General features: G+C 64.9%; 15 protein-coding genes. 2 read left to right on the forward strand and 13 right to left on the reverse strand.

Annotation, left to right across the window (positions count from 1 at the left end):
* Positions 1 to 32 precede the first annotated feature (32 nt).
* Entirely contained in the window at positions 33 to 626 is a 594-nt protein-coding gene (locus tag IPL79_06475; protein MBK9070632.1) for a hypothetical protein, read from the forward strand.
* Here the strand turns inward: IPL79_06475 and IPL79_06480 are convergent.
* The 6 genes from IPL79_06480 to IPL79_06505 form a co-directional block, all read right to left on the reverse strand.
* A complete protein-coding gene (locus IPL79_06480; protein MBK9070633.1) occupies positions 623 to 1,417 on the reverse strand; it encodes a hypothetical protein in 795 nt (264 codons plus the stop codon). The genes IPL79_06475 and IPL79_06480 overlap by 4 nt on opposite strands.
* Positions 1,418 to 1,758: 341 nt before the next feature.
* Complete coding sequence (hslU, locus tag IPL79_06485) at positions 1,759 to 3,126, reverse strand: ATP-dependent protease ATPase subunit HslU (GenBank protein ID MBK9070634.1); 1,368 nt, start codon at positions 3,124 to 3,126, stop codon at positions 1,759 to 1,761.
* The gene (hslV, locus tag IPL79_06490) at positions 3,119 to 3,667 is read right to left on the reverse strand and encodes an ATP-dependent protease subunit HslV (protein MBK9070635.1); all 549 of its coding nucleotides are present in this window, start codon (positions 3,665 to 3,667) and stop codon (positions 3,119 to 3,121) included. Before hslV ends, hslU begins: the two co-directional genes overlap by 8 nt.
* Positions 3,612 to 4,685 carry a tyrosine recombinase XerC gene (locus IPL79_06495; protein ID MBK9070636.1) on the reverse strand — a complete coding sequence of 358 codons (1,074 nt, stop codon included), beginning with the start codon at positions 4,683 to 4,685 and terminating at the stop codon, positions 3,612 to 3,614. The genes hslV and IPL79_06495 overlap by 56 nt, the downstream gene beginning before the upstream one ends.
* A 46-nt stretch (positions 4,686 to 4,731) precedes the next feature.
* On the reverse strand, positions 4,732 to 6,171 hold the full coding sequence (gene trmFO, locus IPL79_06500; protein ID MBK9070637.1) for a methylenetetrahydrofolate--tRNA-(uracil(54)-C(5))-methyltransferase (FADH(2)-oxidizing) TrmFO: 1,440 nt from the start codon (positions 6,169 to 6,171) through the stop codon (positions 4,732 to 4,734).
* Between the two features lie 2 nt (positions 6,172 to 6,173).
* Positions 6,174 to 6,665, reverse strand: coding sequence for a CAP domain-containing protein (locus IPL79_06505; protein MBK9070638.1), 492 nt, complete (start codon positions 6,663 to 6,665; stop codon positions 6,174 to 6,176).
* 122 nt (positions 6,666 to 6,787) lie between these two features.
* On the opposite strand from IPL79_06505, the gene IPL79_06510 reads away from it, so the two are divergent.
* Positions 6,788 to 7,558, forward strand: coding sequence for a hypothetical protein (locus tag IPL79_06510; protein MBK9070639.1), 771 nt, complete (start codon positions 6,788 to 6,790; stop codon positions 7,556 to 7,558).
* A gap of 23 nt (positions 7,559 to 7,581) precedes the next feature.
* On the opposite strand, the gene topA is transcribed toward IPL79_06510, so the two are convergent.
* The 7 genes from topA to IPL79_06545 all read right to left on the reverse strand — a co-directional run bounded on the left by topA (position 7,582) and on the right by IPL79_06545 (position 16,777).
* Positions 7,582 to 10,215 carry a type I DNA topoisomerase gene (gene topA / locus IPL79_06515; GenBank protein MBK9070640.1) on the reverse strand — a complete coding sequence of 878 codons (2,634 nt, stop codon included), beginning with the start codon at positions 10,213 to 10,215 and terminating at the stop codon, positions 7,582 to 7,584.
* A complete protein-coding gene (locus tag IPL79_06520; GenBank protein MBK9070641.1) occupies positions 10,205 to 11,146 on the reverse strand; it encodes a DNA-processing protein DprA in 942 nt (313 codons plus the stop codon). The genes topA and IPL79_06520 overlap by 11 nt, the downstream gene beginning before the upstream one ends.
* A gap of 141 nt (positions 11,147 to 11,287) precedes the next feature.
* Positions 11,288 to 12,532 carry a LysM peptidoglycan-binding domain-containing protein gene (locus IPL79_06525; protein ID MBK9070642.1) on the reverse strand — a complete coding sequence of 415 codons (1,245 nt, stop codon included), beginning with the start codon at positions 12,530 to 12,532 and terminating at the stop codon, positions 11,288 to 11,290.
* Positions 12,529 to 13,596, reverse strand: coding sequence for a tol-pal system protein YbgF (gene ybgF / locus IPL79_06530; protein ID MBK9070643.1), 1,068 nt, complete (start codon positions 13,594 to 13,596; stop codon positions 12,529 to 12,531). The genes IPL79_06525 and ybgF overlap by 4 nt, the downstream gene beginning before the upstream one ends.
* A gap of 96 nt (positions 13,597 to 13,692) precedes the next feature.
* Positions 13,693 to 14,577, reverse strand: a complete 885-nt coding sequence (gene hemC / locus IPL79_06535; GenBank protein ID MBK9070644.1) for a hydroxymethylbilane synthase — start codon at positions 14,575 to 14,577, stop codon at positions 13,693 to 13,695.
* The gene (locus IPL79_06540) at positions 14,574 to 15,950 is read right to left on the reverse strand and encodes a glutamyl-tRNA reductase (GenBank protein MBK9070645.1); all 1,377 of its coding nucleotides are present in this window, start codon (positions 15,948 to 15,950) and stop codon (positions 14,574 to 14,576) included. The genes hemC and IPL79_06540 overlap by 4 nt, the downstream gene beginning before the upstream one ends.
* Positions 15,947 to 16,777, reverse strand: a complete 831-nt coding sequence (locus tag IPL79_06545; protein MBK9070646.1) for a hypothetical protein — start codon at positions 16,775 to 16,777, stop codon at positions 15,947 to 15,949. Before IPL79_06545 ends, IPL79_06540 begins: the two co-directional genes overlap by 4 nt.
* Positions 16,778 to 16,786: the final 9 nt, after the last annotated feature.

The raw sequence follows: 16,786 nt of genomic DNA on the forward strand, positions 1-16,786 counted from the left end.
TCTACGTCATTCGCGTCGGCGGGCAAGAGCTCATGTCGAGCCTGGCGCACGGCTCGGAAGAGGCAATGGCGCGCGTCGCGCTGGGCAGCTCGGCGCCCGGGACGGCGCCCAACCTCTCGCCAGCCGCGACGCCCGGCGGCCGACGCGTGTTGGTGGGCGGACTCGGCCTTGGCTTTACGCTGCGCGCCACTCTCGACGCGCTCGCGCCAAGCGATGCCGTCACCGTGGTCGAGATTAGCGAGGCGGTCATTGCGTGGAATCGCGGCCCCCTCGCCCATCTCGCGGCGTCGCCCTTAAGCGACGCGCGCGTCACCGTCGTCGCCAGCGACCTTGTGGCCTATATTGCCGCCACCACCGACCGCTTCGATGCCATCTTGCTCGATGTCGACAACGGCCCGGTCGCAATGTCGCATGCCACTAACGCGTATCTATATCAAGCGCGCGGCCTTGCTGCCTTGCGCAATCTGCTTCGGCCCCGCGGCACTCTGGTCATCTGGTCGGCCGGCCCTGATCGCCAATTTGAAAACGTGTTTGCCGCCGCCGGCTTTACTGTCACCGCCGAAAGCGTCGCGACGCGCCCCGGCACCCGCGCGCGCCACGTGCTGTTTGTCGGCCGCCGCGTCTAACTGCGCGGACTGTCACATCGCGGATCAATAAGGCCGTGCCGGCGCCATCCGGCAGTGAGCAGCCACGTCGTCGCGGGCGCGACCGGTGCATCGTGCGGCGCGGCGCCGGCCACCCGCAACGCCGCCTCGCAGGTTGGTGCGAAACCTTTGAACCACGCCGCCGAGGTGCAACGAACATCGACCAGCACCCGCGTGCTCGTTTGCCGACGCCCTGCCGCAAGCCGGTCAGGCTTGTGCTTGACGCTGTTAAGCAGCACATACACGAGCGCATTTCGCACTTCCTTGGGCACCGTGAGTCGCCGCGCGTAGTAGCGGTCGCGCCACACCTTGTCGTCGCGACCAAGCACGAGCTTGATGGCAAGCGCAATGCGAATCGCCAGGCTTGCCATGCCGCTCGACATTGCGCGCTGGTCGGTCGCCTCGGCCAGCAAGTGCACATGGGTATCCTGGATCGAAAATTCGGCGATCCGAAACGAGCCAGGGCTGGCATCAGCCTGCTGCTTGACGCGGACTTGGCGCATAGCGTTCGTGATGACGCGTACGAGCCGCGGCTGACGGAGATTAGGAACATCTGGCAGGGCCTTCATCGAAATGTGCAGCGGATGCGCAGCCTTATGCGGCGGACGCCTCGCGTGCGACACCATCGCCAACTCTCCCTTTGGTTTGCGACCAGCCCCCGCCCGCTTGCCGCCGCGGCGCGAGCCATCTTTCGCCTTGCGATGCGGCGTGCCAACAGCGAGCGCGAGCTGAGCACGCGATTTTACGGCTTTCCGGGATCTGACGACGTTCATTGATTCGGCGATAGTACATCAGTCGCCCAATTGAGGCAACAAGAATCAATAAAAATTCAAACCGCCTCCACGCCCCCGGCCCGGGTCTATAAAACCCGGGGCCGGGGGACGCGACAGCACGATTGTTTGACCCAAATCGGGGAGGTATCGCAGCTGCGATGGTTTTTCGATGGAGCGCCGGGGCGCTGGCTATTTGGAGCCGCGCCCGGCGCCTGTTCGAAAGCGACCGGAAGCGCTAATTGGCCAATCGAGATCGCCGCAGCTTCGCCTACACGAGTAATGTTGGCGGAACCACGACCGGATCTGCTTGCGGCCCGCGCGTCGGCCTGGCGCCGCGATCGCTACAGGATGTAGCTCGCAAGGTCTTCGTCGACGAGCAGCGGCCCCAGGCGCTCCTGCACATACGCCGCGGTCAGCGGGATGGTTTGGCGGCCAATCGCCGGCGCATTGAACATGAGGTCGTCGAGCAGGCGTTCGAGCACGGTGTGCAGCCGGCGCGCACCGATGTTTTGCGTGCGCGTGTTGATATCGGCCGCAATCGACGCCAACGTGGCCACCGCCTCGGCCGTCCACTCAATCGTCACGCCGTCGACCGCGAGCAAGGCCGCGTATTGTTTGGTCAACGCGTTCTTGGGCTCGGTCAAGATGCGCACAAAGTCGTTGGACGTCAACGGCTCGAGCTCGACGCGGATCGGAAAGCGCCCTTGCAGCTCGGGGATTAAATCGCTTGGCTTGCTGACGTGAAATGCGCCGGCCGCTATGAACAACACGTGATCGGTCTTGACCGTGCCGTATTTGGTGGTCACCGAAGAGCCTTCGATGATCGGCAACAGGTCGCGTTGCACGCCTTCTCGCGAGATGTCGGCGCCACCGCGATCGCGCGAGCTGGCGATCTTGTCGATCTCATCGAGAAAGACGATGCCCGTTTGCTCGGCACGGCGTACGGCCTCGCGCGCGACCGATTCTTGATCGATAAGCTTGTCGCCCTCTTGGTCCGCCAGCACGTTCCACGCCTCGGGCACCTTGAGCTTGCGCCGCTTGGTCTTCTTGCCAAACTGCCCGAGCAAATTCTGCAGGCCGCCAAGGTCGACGTCGCCACCTTGCGGGGCGCCGGCCCCGCCAAAGAGCTGCATCATCGGCGGCGCATCGTCCATGACGTCGATCTCGACCTCGCGCTCATCGAGCTTGCCATCTCGCAGCATGGTGCGCAGCTTCTCGCGCGTCGGCGAGTCCGCCGGCGCCGCGCGATCGGCAAAGCCATGGCCACCCCCGCCTGCCGTGGCGGCCGGCGGCAACAAGGCATCGAGCAAGCGCTCCTCGCCCAGCTCGCGCGCCTTGGCCTGGAGCCGAATCGCCTCCTCATCGCGCACCAGCTTGACCGCAATCTCCACCAAGTCGCGCACGATCGAATCGACGTCGCGCCCGACGTAGCCAACTTCGGTAAACTTCGACGCCTCGACCTTGAGAAACGGCGCCCGCGCCAGCTTGGCCAGCCGCCGCGCGATTTCGGTCTTGCCGACGCCGGTGGGGCCCATGAGAATAATGTTCTTGGGCGCTATTTCGTCGCGCAAGTCGCCGACCACCTGTTGCCGGCGCCAGCGATTGCGCAGCGCCACGGCCACCGCGCGCTTGGCGTTGGCTTGGCCGACGACGTAGCGATCGAGTTCGTCGACGATGTCTTGCGGCGTTTGGTTGTCGGTATCACGCATGGCCGAGCTCCTCGATTACCAGATTGCGATTGGTAAACACGCAAATATCGCCGGCGATGCCAAGCGCGGTCTCGACGGTTTCGCGCGGTGACAACGTGGTCTTTTGCACCAAGGCGCGCGCCGCGGCCAACGCATACGGCCCACCCGAGCCAATGGCGCACACGCCATCATCGGGTTCGATCACGTCGCCGGCGCCAGAAACCACATAAAGCACCTCGCGATCGGCGACGACCAACATGGCCTCGAGCTTGCGCAAGGCGCGATCGCTGCGCCAGTCCTTGGCGAGCTCCACCGCGGCGCGCCGCAGATTGCCGCGCAGCTCGCGCAGCTTGGTGTCGAGGCGGTCGACCAGCGTCATGCCATCGGCCGCCGAGCCGGCAAAGCCGACCAACACCTTGTCGTCGCCGATGCGCCGCACCTTCTTGGCGGTGGCCTTCATGATCGTGTTGCCAAACGAGACCTGGCCGTCGGCGCCGATGACGACGTTATCGCCGCGCCGAACGGCCAGCACGGTGGTTGAGCGAATCTTGGGCAGCGTCATTGCGCTCTGGGGTAGCATCCTGCGGCACCAATGTCGACTGCTCTAGGGGCGCGCCGACGGCTGCCTGCGTGCCACGCGCCCCCCGCCGCGCCTTGGGATGCGCCTGGTCGTAAACACTCTGTAAATGCTCGAGCGAAACCTTGGTATAGATTTGGGTGGAACCCAGGCTGGCGTGACCGAGCAATTCTTGGATCGCGCGTAGATCCACCCCGCCATCGAGCAAATGGGTGGCGAACGAGTGCCGCAACATGTGCGGCGTGGTCCGCGCCGCCACGCCCACCGCGAGGCCGTACGCCGCGACCAACCGCTGCACCGCGCGCGAATTCATCCCCCCCCCGCCCTCGCCAATAAACAGCGGGCCCTTGCCAGGCGTCGTCAGCTCCCCGCGCAGGCGCAGATACGCCGCCACCGCGCGCTGGGCGGTTTCATGCAGTGGCACGACGCGGCTCTTGCCACCCTTGCCGCGATGCACCGAAATCATCCACAGCGTGGCGCGCGTTCTGTCGATGTCGGTCACCTGCAGCGCGCAACATTCCGACACCCGCAGCCCCGTGCCGTAAAGCGTTTCGAGCAGCGCGACGTCACGTGCGGCGATAAACGGCGTGCCGCGCGGGCCGCCTCGCTGCGGCGGCGCCTCGACCAAGGCAAACGCATCATCGATATCCAGCGCGCGCGGCAGGCCACGCCGGCGCTTGGGCGCCACGAGCGCCGCGGCAGGATTATCCGCCAGCACGCCGCGCTTGGCGAGGTACCGGCAAAATGCGCGAATGCTCGACAGCTTGCGCGCCACCGTCGCGGCGTCGTTGTGACCGTGCAGCGACGCCAAGTAGCCGCGAATTCGCGGGCCATCGAGCCACGCCAGCAACGGCTCGCCGCCGTGCTTCTCGGCGTAAAATTGCCCGAGCGCCATGACGTCGCGCAAATAGACCTCAGTGGTCCCTTTGGCGTAATTGCGCTCGACGCCGAGATAGCGCGCAAAGGCATCTGCCGCCGCGTCCCAGGAAAGCGTAGCCGTCACGCCCGCCATGCTAACACGCGCGATCGCGGCGCGCACGTTTGTGCGGTTATCGCGCCAGCGCGGCGGCGGCACCGGCAAACACGCGCGGCACCGCGGCCAGCCACGTCTGCAAATCATCCGCGGCGCGCTGGGCCATCGCCGCCTTGCGCCCCGCCTTGTCTTTCTTAAAGCGATCGTCCGCCAGGGGCGGCATCAAGCTGAAGTTGACATTTGTCGGCACGAACCGGTCGTGCTTGTCCTCGGGATTGCGCTGCCGGGTGACGTGGCCATACAACGCGCCCAAGAACGTCGTTGGCGGTGGCATCGGCAAGACCACCCCGAGCAGCTCGGCGGCGGTGAGCCACGCCGACAGCAGCCCGAGTGCGGTCGATTCGATATAGCCTTCGACGCCGGTAAGTAGCCCCGCAAAACGTACATTAGGCGTTGTCCTCAACTCAAACCGCGGCCCAAGCAGGCGCGGCGCATCGATATACGTATTGCGGTGAATCGAGCCATACCGCACGAACTCTGCCTGGCGCAGCGCCGGGATGATCGAAAAGACGCGCGCCTGTTCCGGATACGCCAGGCGCGTTTGATACCCGACGAGGTTATAGGCGGTCTGATAGCGATTCTCGGGCCGCAGCTGCACCACCGCATACGGGCGTCGTCCGGTTTTCGGGTCGGTCAGCCCAATCGGTCGCATCGGGCCAAACCGCAGCACGTCGAGCCCTCGCCCCGCCATCACCTCGATTGGCAAACAGCCTTCGAAATATTTTTCTTGCTCAAAGCGCTTGGGCGTCACCGTGCGGCCGGTCGAAATTGCCTCTACCAACGCAATATATTCGTCCTTGGACAACGGGCAATTAACATAGTCACCCGCCGGCTCCGCCGCGACATCGCCCGCGCGCTCCTGCGCGCCGTCCGCCTCGCCAGGCTTCATATCCGTATGCTTGTCCCACCGCGACGCGCGAAAGGCGTGGTCCCAGTCGATGGAATCGGCCGCGACGATCGGGGCGATCGCATCATAGAAATACATCTTGTCGCCGCCCAGCGCCCGCATCATTTCGCGCGCCAGCGGGCCGTGCGTCAGCGGGCCCGTACACATGATCGTCGGCACGCTGGGGAAGGCACCGAGCACGCGGCGCTCGATCCGAATATTGGGATGCATCGCCAGCCGCAGCGTGACCTCGCGGCCAAAGCCAAAGCGTTCGATCGCCAAGGCCGAGCCCGCAGGCACCTTATGGATATCGGCCGCCGCCAACACCAAGGAGCCCGCCGCCCGCAGCTCGCGCTTGAGCGTGCCTGGCGGCGTGCCCGCCTCATCCGAGCGAAACGAATTGCTGCACACCAGTTCGCATAGAAGTGGCGTCTGATGCGCCGGCGAGGTGCTCCCCGGCTTGCTCTCGACCAAGGCTACCTTTAGCCCGCAGTTCGCGAGCTGCCACGCCGCCTCGCTGCCGGCCAGCCCGCCGCCAACCACCACCACATCGGGATGCCAGGTTGCCATCGCTATTGCTGGCCAAACACTTGGGTCCAGTGGGCATCCACCACGCCGATGCCGATGACGTTGTAGGGCGAATTCAAGATGTTCGAGCAATGCCCGGGACTGTCCATCCACGACGACATGACATGGTCCGGAGTTTGCTGGCCCGCCGCGATGTTCTCGCCGACATAGGCCGACTCAAAGCCCGCCGCCGCGGCGCGTTCACCGGGACCATCGCCATCGGGGCTGTTGTGACTAAAATAGCCACGCGTGACCATATCTTTGCTGTGCTTGCGCGCCGCACAGATCAGCGCGCCGTTGTAAGCCAATGGCGCCGACGGCCCAAAGGCCTCGCCGCCGCAAGTTCCACCCTCGGCGCGGCGCGCATTGACGAGCGCAAAGACGTCTTCTTCCATGCCGCTAGCCACCGAGGGCCACGCGGCGACATCTTGGCAATACGCGTTGCTCGGCACGGGCTCCGGTCCGCCCGCCGATGGCCACTCGCAAGCGGGCAACATCGCCACCGCAATCATGGTTACTACCAAGCGCGTCACTGCCATTCCCGAAGTGTATCGCGGGCGCAGCCGTTTTGCACGACGTTACACGCCCGACATATCCGACTTGCCGTACACTATCGCTCATGTGGACACGGCGCTGGTGTGTAATCGTTTGCCTTCTCTTGCTCGCGGCGCCGGCCGCCGCCGACAAGCATAAGCGCAAACGGGTGACGTGGCCGACCCGGTGGGTCGATCAGCCGCTGCTTGTGCCGCGCGACATGGTACGCGTTGCCGGCGACACCCTGGGCATTTCGCTGACGCGACGTGCCGCCGGCGAGCCCATCTTTATCGCGCCCGATCTGTATGTAGGCTACCGCCCCGACCTCACGCTGGCGCTGCTGCACGATCGCGGCATCTGCGTCGCCGCGCCATGTAAGGGCTACAGCGATGTGCGCGTCGCGGCGCTATATCATCTTGCCACCGGCCCCTACCTCGGACTCGCCGCCATCGGCGCCATCGCGGTGCCTTCAACCCATGATCCCTTTGGCGCCGGGCTGCGCGGCGGATTGGCCCTACGAGTTCACACGCGCGATGTCGGCGTGGTGTTTACGCCGGAGATGTACCTCGGCGTCATTGGGCGCGATCGCGTCGCGGATCGCCTCATGTTGCCTTTCACCGTCGGCTGGCAACACAGCGACGAGCTCACCGCGCTGCTGACGTTCGCGTGGCAGGGACCGCTCTCAAACTTTTCGGACACGGTGGAAATACCGGTCGGCGTCGGTGTCAACTACCGCGCCGCTAAGCACGTCGACCTCGGCGCCGAATTTCGCTTTGACAACCTATTTGGCCGCGGCGCGACCTGGGACCGCCGCACGCTGCTGCTGCGCTTGGCTATTTGGTACCAGGGTCGCTAACCGCGCGGCCACGACGCTGCCGCCTAAGCGGCCGGCGTGGCCTCTTCGCCCTCTTCAGCCTCGCCCTCGGCGGATTTCCAGTCGCAGGTCATGCAGCGAAGCATCGTGCTGCGCTTGTTTTCTTTTTTAACCAGAAACTTCGCCGCGCACACCGGACACGGCTGCGGAATCGGCCGATCCCAGCTAACAAAATCGCACTGCGTCTTGCTCCAGAACGAACAGCCAAAAAATGGCTTGCCGCGCCGGCTGCGTTTCTCGACCACTTGACCGCCGCAGCCTTCGCGCGGACATTTTACGCCGAGCGAAATCGGCTTGGTGGTCTTACAATCGGGATACTTGGTGCACGCCAAGAACGTGCCAAAACGTCCGCGCTTGATTGCCATCGGCGCGCCGCAATTTTCGCACACCTCATCGGTGGTGGCCTCGGGCACGATTTCGTAGGTGCCATCGAGGTTTTTCACCACTTCCTTGGTGGTGCGGCACTCGGGGTAGCCCTGGCAGGCCAAGAACGACCCGTTGCGCCCCCACTTGATCACCATGTTCTTGCCGCACTTTTCGCACAGAAAATCGGTGGCAATTTCTTCGCGCTTCACGTCGCGCATGCTGATCTTGGCCTGGTCGAGGTTGATCTTAAACGGCGCGTAGAACTCGCCGAGCAGCGCCCGCCAGTCGCGGCTGCCATCTTCGACGGCATCGAGGTCGGCCTCCATCTTCGCGGTAAAATCGACGCTTACGATTTCGGGGAACGACTCGACCAAGAGGCCGTTGACTAAGATGCCGAGCTCGGTGGGGAAGAAGCGGTTCTCGCGTTTTTCCACATAGCCGCGATCCACGATCGTCGACATAATCGCCGCGTAGGTCGACGGACGACCGATGCCGCACTCCTCAAGCTCCTTAACCAGCGAGGCTTCCGTGAAGCGCGGCGGCGGCTGGGTGAAGTGCTGTTCGGGGCGCACCACGGTCAACGTCACGGCATCGCCTTCGGAGAGCGACGGCAACAAGCGATCGGCGTTTTCGGCGCCTTCGGCCTTGGCGTCGTCGGTTTCGGCCACCTCATAAACGCGCGTGTAACCCGCAAATTTCAAAATCTGGCCGGTGGCGCGCACGATGGCGCGGCCGCGCGTGATGTCGATGGTGGTCTGATCGTAGACGGCCGAGGTCATCTGCGAGGCGACGAAGCGCTGCCAGATAAGCGTGTAGATCTTGGTCAGCTCGGCGCCCTCGGGGTTGGCGGCCAGCGCCTCGCGCACGCGCTCAGGCGGCCACTCCATCATGGTAGGCCGGATGGCCTCGTGGGCGTCTTGCGCCCGCCCGCCCTGCTTGTACTGCAGCGGCTGCTCCGGCAAATAGTCGACGCCATAGGTCTCGCCGATGTACGTGCGCACGGCCGCCAACGCGTCGTCAGAGACCCGCGTCGAGTCGGTCCGCATATACGTGATAAGACCAATCGGCCCCTCGACCCCAAGCTCGACGCCTTCATACAAGCGCTGCGCCAGCGCCATGGTGCGCTTGGCCGAATAGCGGAGCTTGCGCGCCGCATCTTGCTGCAACTTGGACGTGATGAAGGGCGGCTGCGCCTTGCGCTTGCGCTCTTTCTTGTCGACCGACGTTACCTGCGCCGTGCCACCGCGCAATTCCGTGGCGATGGCCTCGGCCTCGGCGCTGGTTTTTGGCTCGGCCTTTTCGCCAAGCCAGCGCCAAATACGCGCCTCAAACGGCGGCGGGGTGGCCGCCTCCACCGTGCAGTCCACCGACCAATACTCTTGCGGTAAAAACGCCGCAATTTCGGCATCGCGCTCGCATACGAGTCGCACCGCGACGGATTGCACGCGCCCCGCCGACAAGCCGCGCTGCACCTTGTTCCACAAGATAGGGCTGATTTCATAACCCACGAGGCGGTCCAAGATGCGCCGCGCTTGCTGCGCGTCGGTCTTATGCATATCGATGTCGCCGGGCTTCGAGAGCGCGAGCGTCACGCCCTTTTTGGTAATTTCGTTGATGAGGACGCGGCGGATATTGTCGTTGATCCCCTTCATCTCTTCCGCGATGTGCCATGCGATCGCCTCCCCTTCGCGATCCGGATCGCTTGCGAGATAGACGGTCTCGACATCGCGGGCGGCGCGGCGCAACTCGGCAACCACCTTTTTCTTGCCGTCCATCACCACGTATTCGGGCTCAAAGCCATTTTCGACGTCGACGCCGGTCTTGGACTTCGGCAAATCGCGAACGTGACCGACGCTGGCTTTAACGATGTAGCCGGCCCCAAGGTACTTGCCAATGGTCTTGGCCTTGGCCGGTGATTCAACCACGACCAACGCTGAACCCGGGACGACTTTTTTCTTGCGCGCGGGCGCCTTCTTGCCAAAGTCGTCGTCGTGCTCGTCAACTTCGGGTGCGGGCTTCTTGCGCCCTTTGCCGAACTTGCCGCCCTTGGCCGCCTTTGGGGCTGGTGTCGCCGTCGCCGCCGCCTGATCGGACGCAGCCACTGGCTTTGCCGTCGCCTTGGCCTTGCTCACCTTGGCCTTGGCTGCGGGTTTCTTGGCCTTGGCCTTTGGCGTCGCAGCCTCGGGCGTTGGCGTCGCCGCCACGGCGAGCTCGTCCACCTTAACGGCGACTAGCTTTCGCTTGGGTTTGTTCGCAGTTTCATTAGTCGCCATGACAACGTCTCACTTGCTGGCCCGCAGGCCTTGGAACCGCTCGTATCACTTGCTTATGCACGCGCCGATACTTGGACGGCGCCACCATCTCGATTAATTGCTGTAGCTCCAGCGCCACCAGCGCGCGCGCCACGACCTCTTCCGCCAGCCCTGCCGCGGCGATGATCCAGGCTTCGTCGCGCGGGGTGGCATCTTGAAACGCCGCCAGCACGGCGCCCTCGTTCACCTCCATCGGCGTCTCGGCCTGCGTCGGCATCGTATGCAGCACGTAGTTGCCGTCACAGACGACATCTAGCTCGTCGCCATCTTGAATCGAAATGGCCTTCCCGGTGGCAATCAGCCGATCACAGCCAGGGGCACCCGGCATCGCCATCACCGGCACGCCTAGCTCATGGGCCGCGGCGACAGTATGAAGCGCGCCCGACCGCAGCGACGCACCGACGATGACGACGGCGTCGACCAAGGCCGCGATGGTGGCGTTGCGCCTAACAAAGGTGCCTCGCTTCGGCGTCACGCCTGGCGCAAATTGCGACAACACTGCGCCGCGTACCGCGATGGCGTCGAACAGGGCGGCGTGGCGATCAGGGTAGGTAATATCAATGCCGCAGCCAAGCACCACGCAGGTTGCCCCACCGCAAGAGAGGGCCCCGCGATGCGCCGCGGCGTCAATGCCAAGCGCGCCGCCGGAGACAACCACCCCGCCCAAGCTGGCGACGTGGGCCGCCAACAGCGAGGCCTTGGCGCTATCCGCGGTTAGCGCCGCGCGCGAACCGACGATCGCAATTTTGCGATAAGCCTTCGATATTGCGTTGAAATTCTCAAGGGTCCCGCGCAGCCACAGCGTGCGTGGCGGCGGCGTTAGGCGCCGCAGCTTCGCGGGATATGACGCGGCTGCATCATATATAATGTGCGAGATTGCGACGGGGTTCACCGTCACAGCAAATAATGGCCAGGGCGCGCCTCGTCAAGTGTTTGGCGGGCACGCGATCTGCAATTCAAGGCGGCACATCAGCCCAACCTATTGAATATATTGCGAATTCATTCACTGCACGGCGGCTGTCGAATATCTGAACTATTGTCCGGTTTGGGTAACGACGATGTCGCTGACCCCCAGCTCTTCCATCGTCAGCGTGACCACCGCGACCGCAAAGGTCTTGCCAGTTTCGACCACCACAAGCTCGCCTAAAATGCGCGCGGGATAGCGTTTGTCATTGATGCCGGCGTGGTCCAGGCTCGTGCGTAGCATGTCGCCGCGGCGAATCACGTACATGCGATTGCCGACTTCAAGCCCAGCGTCCGCCCCTACGTCGAGAAACACGACGTCGCCAGACCCGATGAGTTCGTTCTGGCTAAACATAGCGACGATGACGCCTTGTAGGTCCGTCTTGGCGGCGACCGGGTCGATCGTCTTGAACTGGCGCGCGAGCGGCCCGATCTTGGCGCCGCGTTCGATCGCGCCCGTGGTCCGCCGCAGATAGCCGCGCGCGAATTTATCTTGCCGAACGCTCGTGATCTCAACGTCACCGAGCAGCGTGACGTAGGCGCCCGCTTGCTTGCCCGTCCCCGGGTGCTTCACCCGCTTGGCGACTTCGAAGATGCTGTACACCTTGCCAACCGTCGGCGGCTCGGCTGCGTCATACTTGATGTACACCTCATCATTGCTCACCATCAACGTCTTGTCGTCGTTTGAGCCCGTGATGGTCATTGAGGTCTTAAGCGCCTCTTCGCTAACAAAGGCCGTCTGGCGCAAGGTGACCGAAAACTTTTTGGCTGGCAGCCCGGGCGTTGCCGCCGCCATGGCATCGACGTCGCTGTCGCTGGTCGCGCCGGTTGGCTTTGCCGCCGTGGTGCCGCTCGCCGTGGTCGCCGCGCCGCTCGCGCCTTCCGGCAACAGCCGCACCGCGTCGCCGGGATAGATCCAATGGGCGTCTTTAATTTGCGCGTTGTAGCCCCACACCTTGGGCCACTGCCATGAGTCATTAAAATAATAGCCGCAGATATCCCACAGCGTATCGCCGGTGCGAACAACATGCACGTCAGGCGTTTGCCCCTCATGCACTTCTTGCTCGGGCTGATCGCCGGTCACCTCATCATCGTAAAAAAAGCCCGAGTCCGCCTCTGGCGCGGCTTGCAAGATAGGCAGGCCGTCGGCGCCGATGGGAATTACGATGGGTCTCGGTGCTGCGGGCGGGGGCGCGGCAGGGGCGGCCGGCGGCGTGGCGGGCACGCCGGGCGTGACCGGTTGGATTTGCGCCAGCGCCACGCCTGGCAAAGCGGCAAGGGCGAGGCTAAAAGATGCGATTCGCAGTGTTTTCACGGGATCCTCACAGACGTTGCGGGTGGTGACGCGGCCGGTGGCGTTGCCTTGGACGACGCCACGGTCGCCGGCGTCGTCGACATCAGCTTGTGCAGGCGCTCGCGCGCAATGGCGGCGCTATCGCTGGTGGGATAAAGGCTTATGACGCGCCGCAAGTATTCCGCGGCGCGTGCGGCGTCGCCCAGGCTAGCCATGCAAAGCCCCGCTTTGAGCGTGGCGTCCGCCGACTTGTTGCCTTTTGGATAGCGCGCAATGGTGGTCTGAAAGGCCACGAGCGCCGGCTCGAACTGACGACGATCGTAGAACGCCTCGCCAATCCAGTATTGCGCATTGTCGGCAAACTCGTGGCTTGGATGCTTTGTGATCAGGGCGGCTAGGCCTTCGACGGCCGCATCGTGGCGGCCCTGTTTTAGTTCTCCCAAGGCCGCCTGATACCAAAGCGCCGGATCGCTTGGCCAATTGGCGACGATCGGCGCGGCACGCTTGCGTGGTGCGGGCGCGCTTGCGGCGATCACCACAGGGACCTCGGTGGTCGGCATTACGGCCAGTGGCGCAACCGGGGTCGCGGGCGTTGCGGCAGCCACCACCGCGGCAACCTTCGGCAGCGGTGCCGGCTTGCTCGGCGTGGCAGAGATCGGTGCAACCGCAACCTTGGCGGTGCCTCTTGGCGCTTGCGCTAACGCATCGCCCGACAGCGTCACCGATGTGCCCTTGGCGGCGTCGCCGGCATAGACGATCTCTGTGCCATCATCGAGGACATCGATTACGCGCTCGTCGGGCGCCACGTTGCTAATGGTGACCGAGTCGTCCGCGAGCGGCGTGGCAACGTATGACGTGCCGGCCGCCTTGGGTGCAGGGGCCAGCGGCCTGCGCTCGCGCTCGTGCAGCATTTCCGCGCGCAGCTCGCGCAGCTTGCGCTCGCTGCTGCGGCGATCCGCCCGCAGGGTTTCGACTTCGCGTGCGAGCACGGTGTTTTCTTTGCGCAGCGACTTCGACGGCGCGGCGCACGACATGGCTACGAACGCCACAAGCGCGCAGAACAAGGCTCTAGCATTTCGCACCACAAAATAATGGTAGGCTGCTTTGCGGTGACTTGCAAAAAAGGTTCACCGTTTGTGCGCGACCAGGGCACGCGCACCATGACGTAGTTATTGAAGCAGTTACATAGCCGCGAGCTGGCGTGCGGCGCTTTGGCCAATTGCCTCGGCATCAGCTGGCGCGCCTACAACCTCGACACGCGTGGTGGCACCACCTAGCTCGCCTTTCATCGCGCGCAGGCGCAAGGCAACGCCTTGGTAGTCCGCGTAGGCGCCAATCGGCGTGCGACATGAACCGCCTATCGCCAGGAGAAAGCTCCGCTCGGCCACCGTGCACGGCGCCTGCACCGCGTCATGCAGCGCCGCGATCGCGAGCTTTGCGACCGCGGGCGCATCGTCGCGTGTTTCAATGCCGAGCACGCCCTGCCCCGCGGCCGGCAAAAAGGCGTCGATCGGCAGCAGCTCGCTAATGTGATGCGACAGGCCTAGCCGCGTCAGGCCTGCCGCGGCCAACACAATCGCGGCAAATTCGCCGCCCTGCCATTTCGCAACGCGCGTGGGCACGTTGCCGCGCAGGAGCGCAAACGTGAGGTCCGGGCGCAGGGCCGCGAGCTGACACTGCCTACGCACGCTCGCCGTGCCCACCAGCGCGCCTTGCGGCAGCCCGGCGACGCCGCCCGCGAAATGTGACAGCAGCGCATCGTTGGGCACCTCGCGCGAGGTGATCGCCGCAAGCATGAGCCCCGGCGCAAGCTCGGCGGGCACATCCTTCATGCTGTGCACCGCGATATCGGCGGCGCCATCGAGCAACGCTTGTTCAATCTCTTTGACAAAGAGCGCCTTGCCGCCAATGTCGGCGAGCGGGATGTCGAGAATTTTGTCGCCCGTCGTCTTAATGACCAAGAGCTCGCACTGCAACGTCGGCCGGTGAATCGTGAGGCGCTGTTGCACGTGCCTCGCTTGCCATAATGCAAGCTCGCTGCCACGCGTGGCGATGGTTAACTTCATGAGGCTTCGCTTTCGTCGGATACGTCGCCGTCGCCACCTGCGAGCCCAAATAACGCCTGGGCCGCGGCGGTCAGCTGCGCGCGCTCGTCGGCGCCTGAGAACTTGAGCGCCGTCAGCGGCTGATGCAAGAATTTTTGCGCCACGCGGCGGAGCGCCCGCTGTAGTTCGGCGCTCGCGACGGGGTCTGATTTTGCGGGCTGCCTGCCCGCGAGCCGCCGCTGCGCCACGGCTAATTCGCGTTGCACGATGTCGTTGACGTGCGCCGTCAGCTCCGCCGCAACCACCCCGATTGGGGCCGGGCCGGGCCGCTTGCCCTGCGCGGTGCGCTTGGCGGGCGCGGGCGCCTGGGCGAGATAGCGACGCACCTCGGCTTCTACGAGCAAGCTCGCGACGTCGGCCGCGGCCTGCCGCGCCTGCATGGTGGACGCCACCACCCGCTCAAGATCGTCGATGTCAAACAGATACATGCCGTCGATCTCGCTCACGGCTGGGGCGGCATCGCGCGGCACCGCGATGTCGATGATGACGAGCGGGCGGTAGCGCCGCTGCTTGCCGACGCGCTTCATCAGCTCGCGAGTCAGGACTGGCGTCGTCGCGCCTGTCGATGAGACGACGACGTCAGCGTCGACCAAGGCCGCGGCGAGCCCCTCCCACGGCACGGCAGTGGCCCCCCACTGCATCGCCAGCGAGTCGGCGCGCGCCCGCGAACGATTGGCAACCGTCACCGAGGTAGCGCCCGCGGCGCGCAGATGCCGCGCCGCCAAGCGCGACATTTTACCGGCCCCACGCATGAGCACGCGGTGGCCAGCGAGCTCGCCAAAAACGCGCTGCGCAAGCTGCACCGCGACCGACGCCACGCTGGCCGAACCCTGCCCGAGCGCCGTCTCGCGACGCACGCGCCGCGCCAGCAAGAGCGCCGCCTGCAACAAACCATCGAGCCTGGCACCTATCATCTGGTGCCGCCGCGCGACGATGGTGGCCTGTCGAACTTGGCCCATGATTTGAGTCTCACCGATGACCAACGACTCGATCGAACACACGACGCGAAACAAATGGCCCACCGCGGCCTCGCCATGCAAGCGCACCACCGCCGCCTCGGCGGCCGCGCGCGAGGTCGTCACGATGCGTGAGGCGCCGAGCAAGGCCTCCCACGCCGCGGCGCTCGCCGCTAGCCCATCGACGGCAGGCGCCGTCACGCCGTACACTTCAACGCGATTGCAGGTGGAAATCACCATTGCCTCGGCAACCGAAGGTGTGCCCGCAAGCTGTTGCAAGAGCGACGCGACGTCAGCCTCGGTTAGCGCGAACTGCTCGCGCAGTTCAAGCGGCGCGTGACGCCACGAAATGCTGACCACGAACGGCTGCGCCGTCATGCGTGCACTCGCTGCACCACGTAGGCAACCAAGATGGCCAACGCCAGCAGGCTCGACACCACGGTTGCCTGCGCCTTGCGGCTTGGTCGCAAGCGGCCCGCGGCCTCAAGCGCCACGCTGCCCGCGGTTATCAGCCACGCCGCCCACGCCAGCGCCGCCTCGAGGCGCAGCCACGAGACATCGAGCTCGCGCTGCCACATCACGCCCAGCACCAAGGCGGCCAGCAGCACCCCGCCGGCCGCGAGCAACAAGTTTGACGCCAGACGCTCCAGGGATAACACCGACGCGCCGCCGCTTGAGGCGGTCAGCTCGCCGACGCGTTTTTGTTTGAGCAACGCCGCCTCGCGCAAATACAAGGCGGCCGCGGTGCCCGCAAGGCCATAGAGCGCCACCGCGACCGTGGCGAGCGAGACGTGCATGCGGCCTATAAAAGAAAGGCCCTCGACGCTGGCACCAGGCGGGGAAAAACGCGCGATCGACAGCAAGGCCATGGCCGTGAGCGACACGGCGATGCCAGGGACCGCCCAGCGATGCCGCCGCGACCATCCGGCAAACCCTAACGCGGCCAACCACACCGCAAAGCCAAGGGCCTCGCGGCTCGTCTGCGCCGGATGGACGTGAAGCACCCCGCGCCACGCGATGTCGACGGCATGCGCCAGCACCGCGACATAGAACGCGCCTCGCGCCAGCCGCAAGCCGCGTGTGACGACGCCTTCGGAGGAGGCGGCATCGCGCCGCATCCACGAGACAAATACAAACCCCAGCGCCGCCACGGCATAAGCCGCCAGCGCCGCATAGCAGGCAAACGACGCCGGGACCGACAACACGCGCATAAC

The organism is Myxococcales bacterium, from assembly GCA_016716835.1.
Lineage (GTDB): Bacteria > Myxococcota_A > Polyangia > Haliangiales > Haliangiaceae > JADJUW01.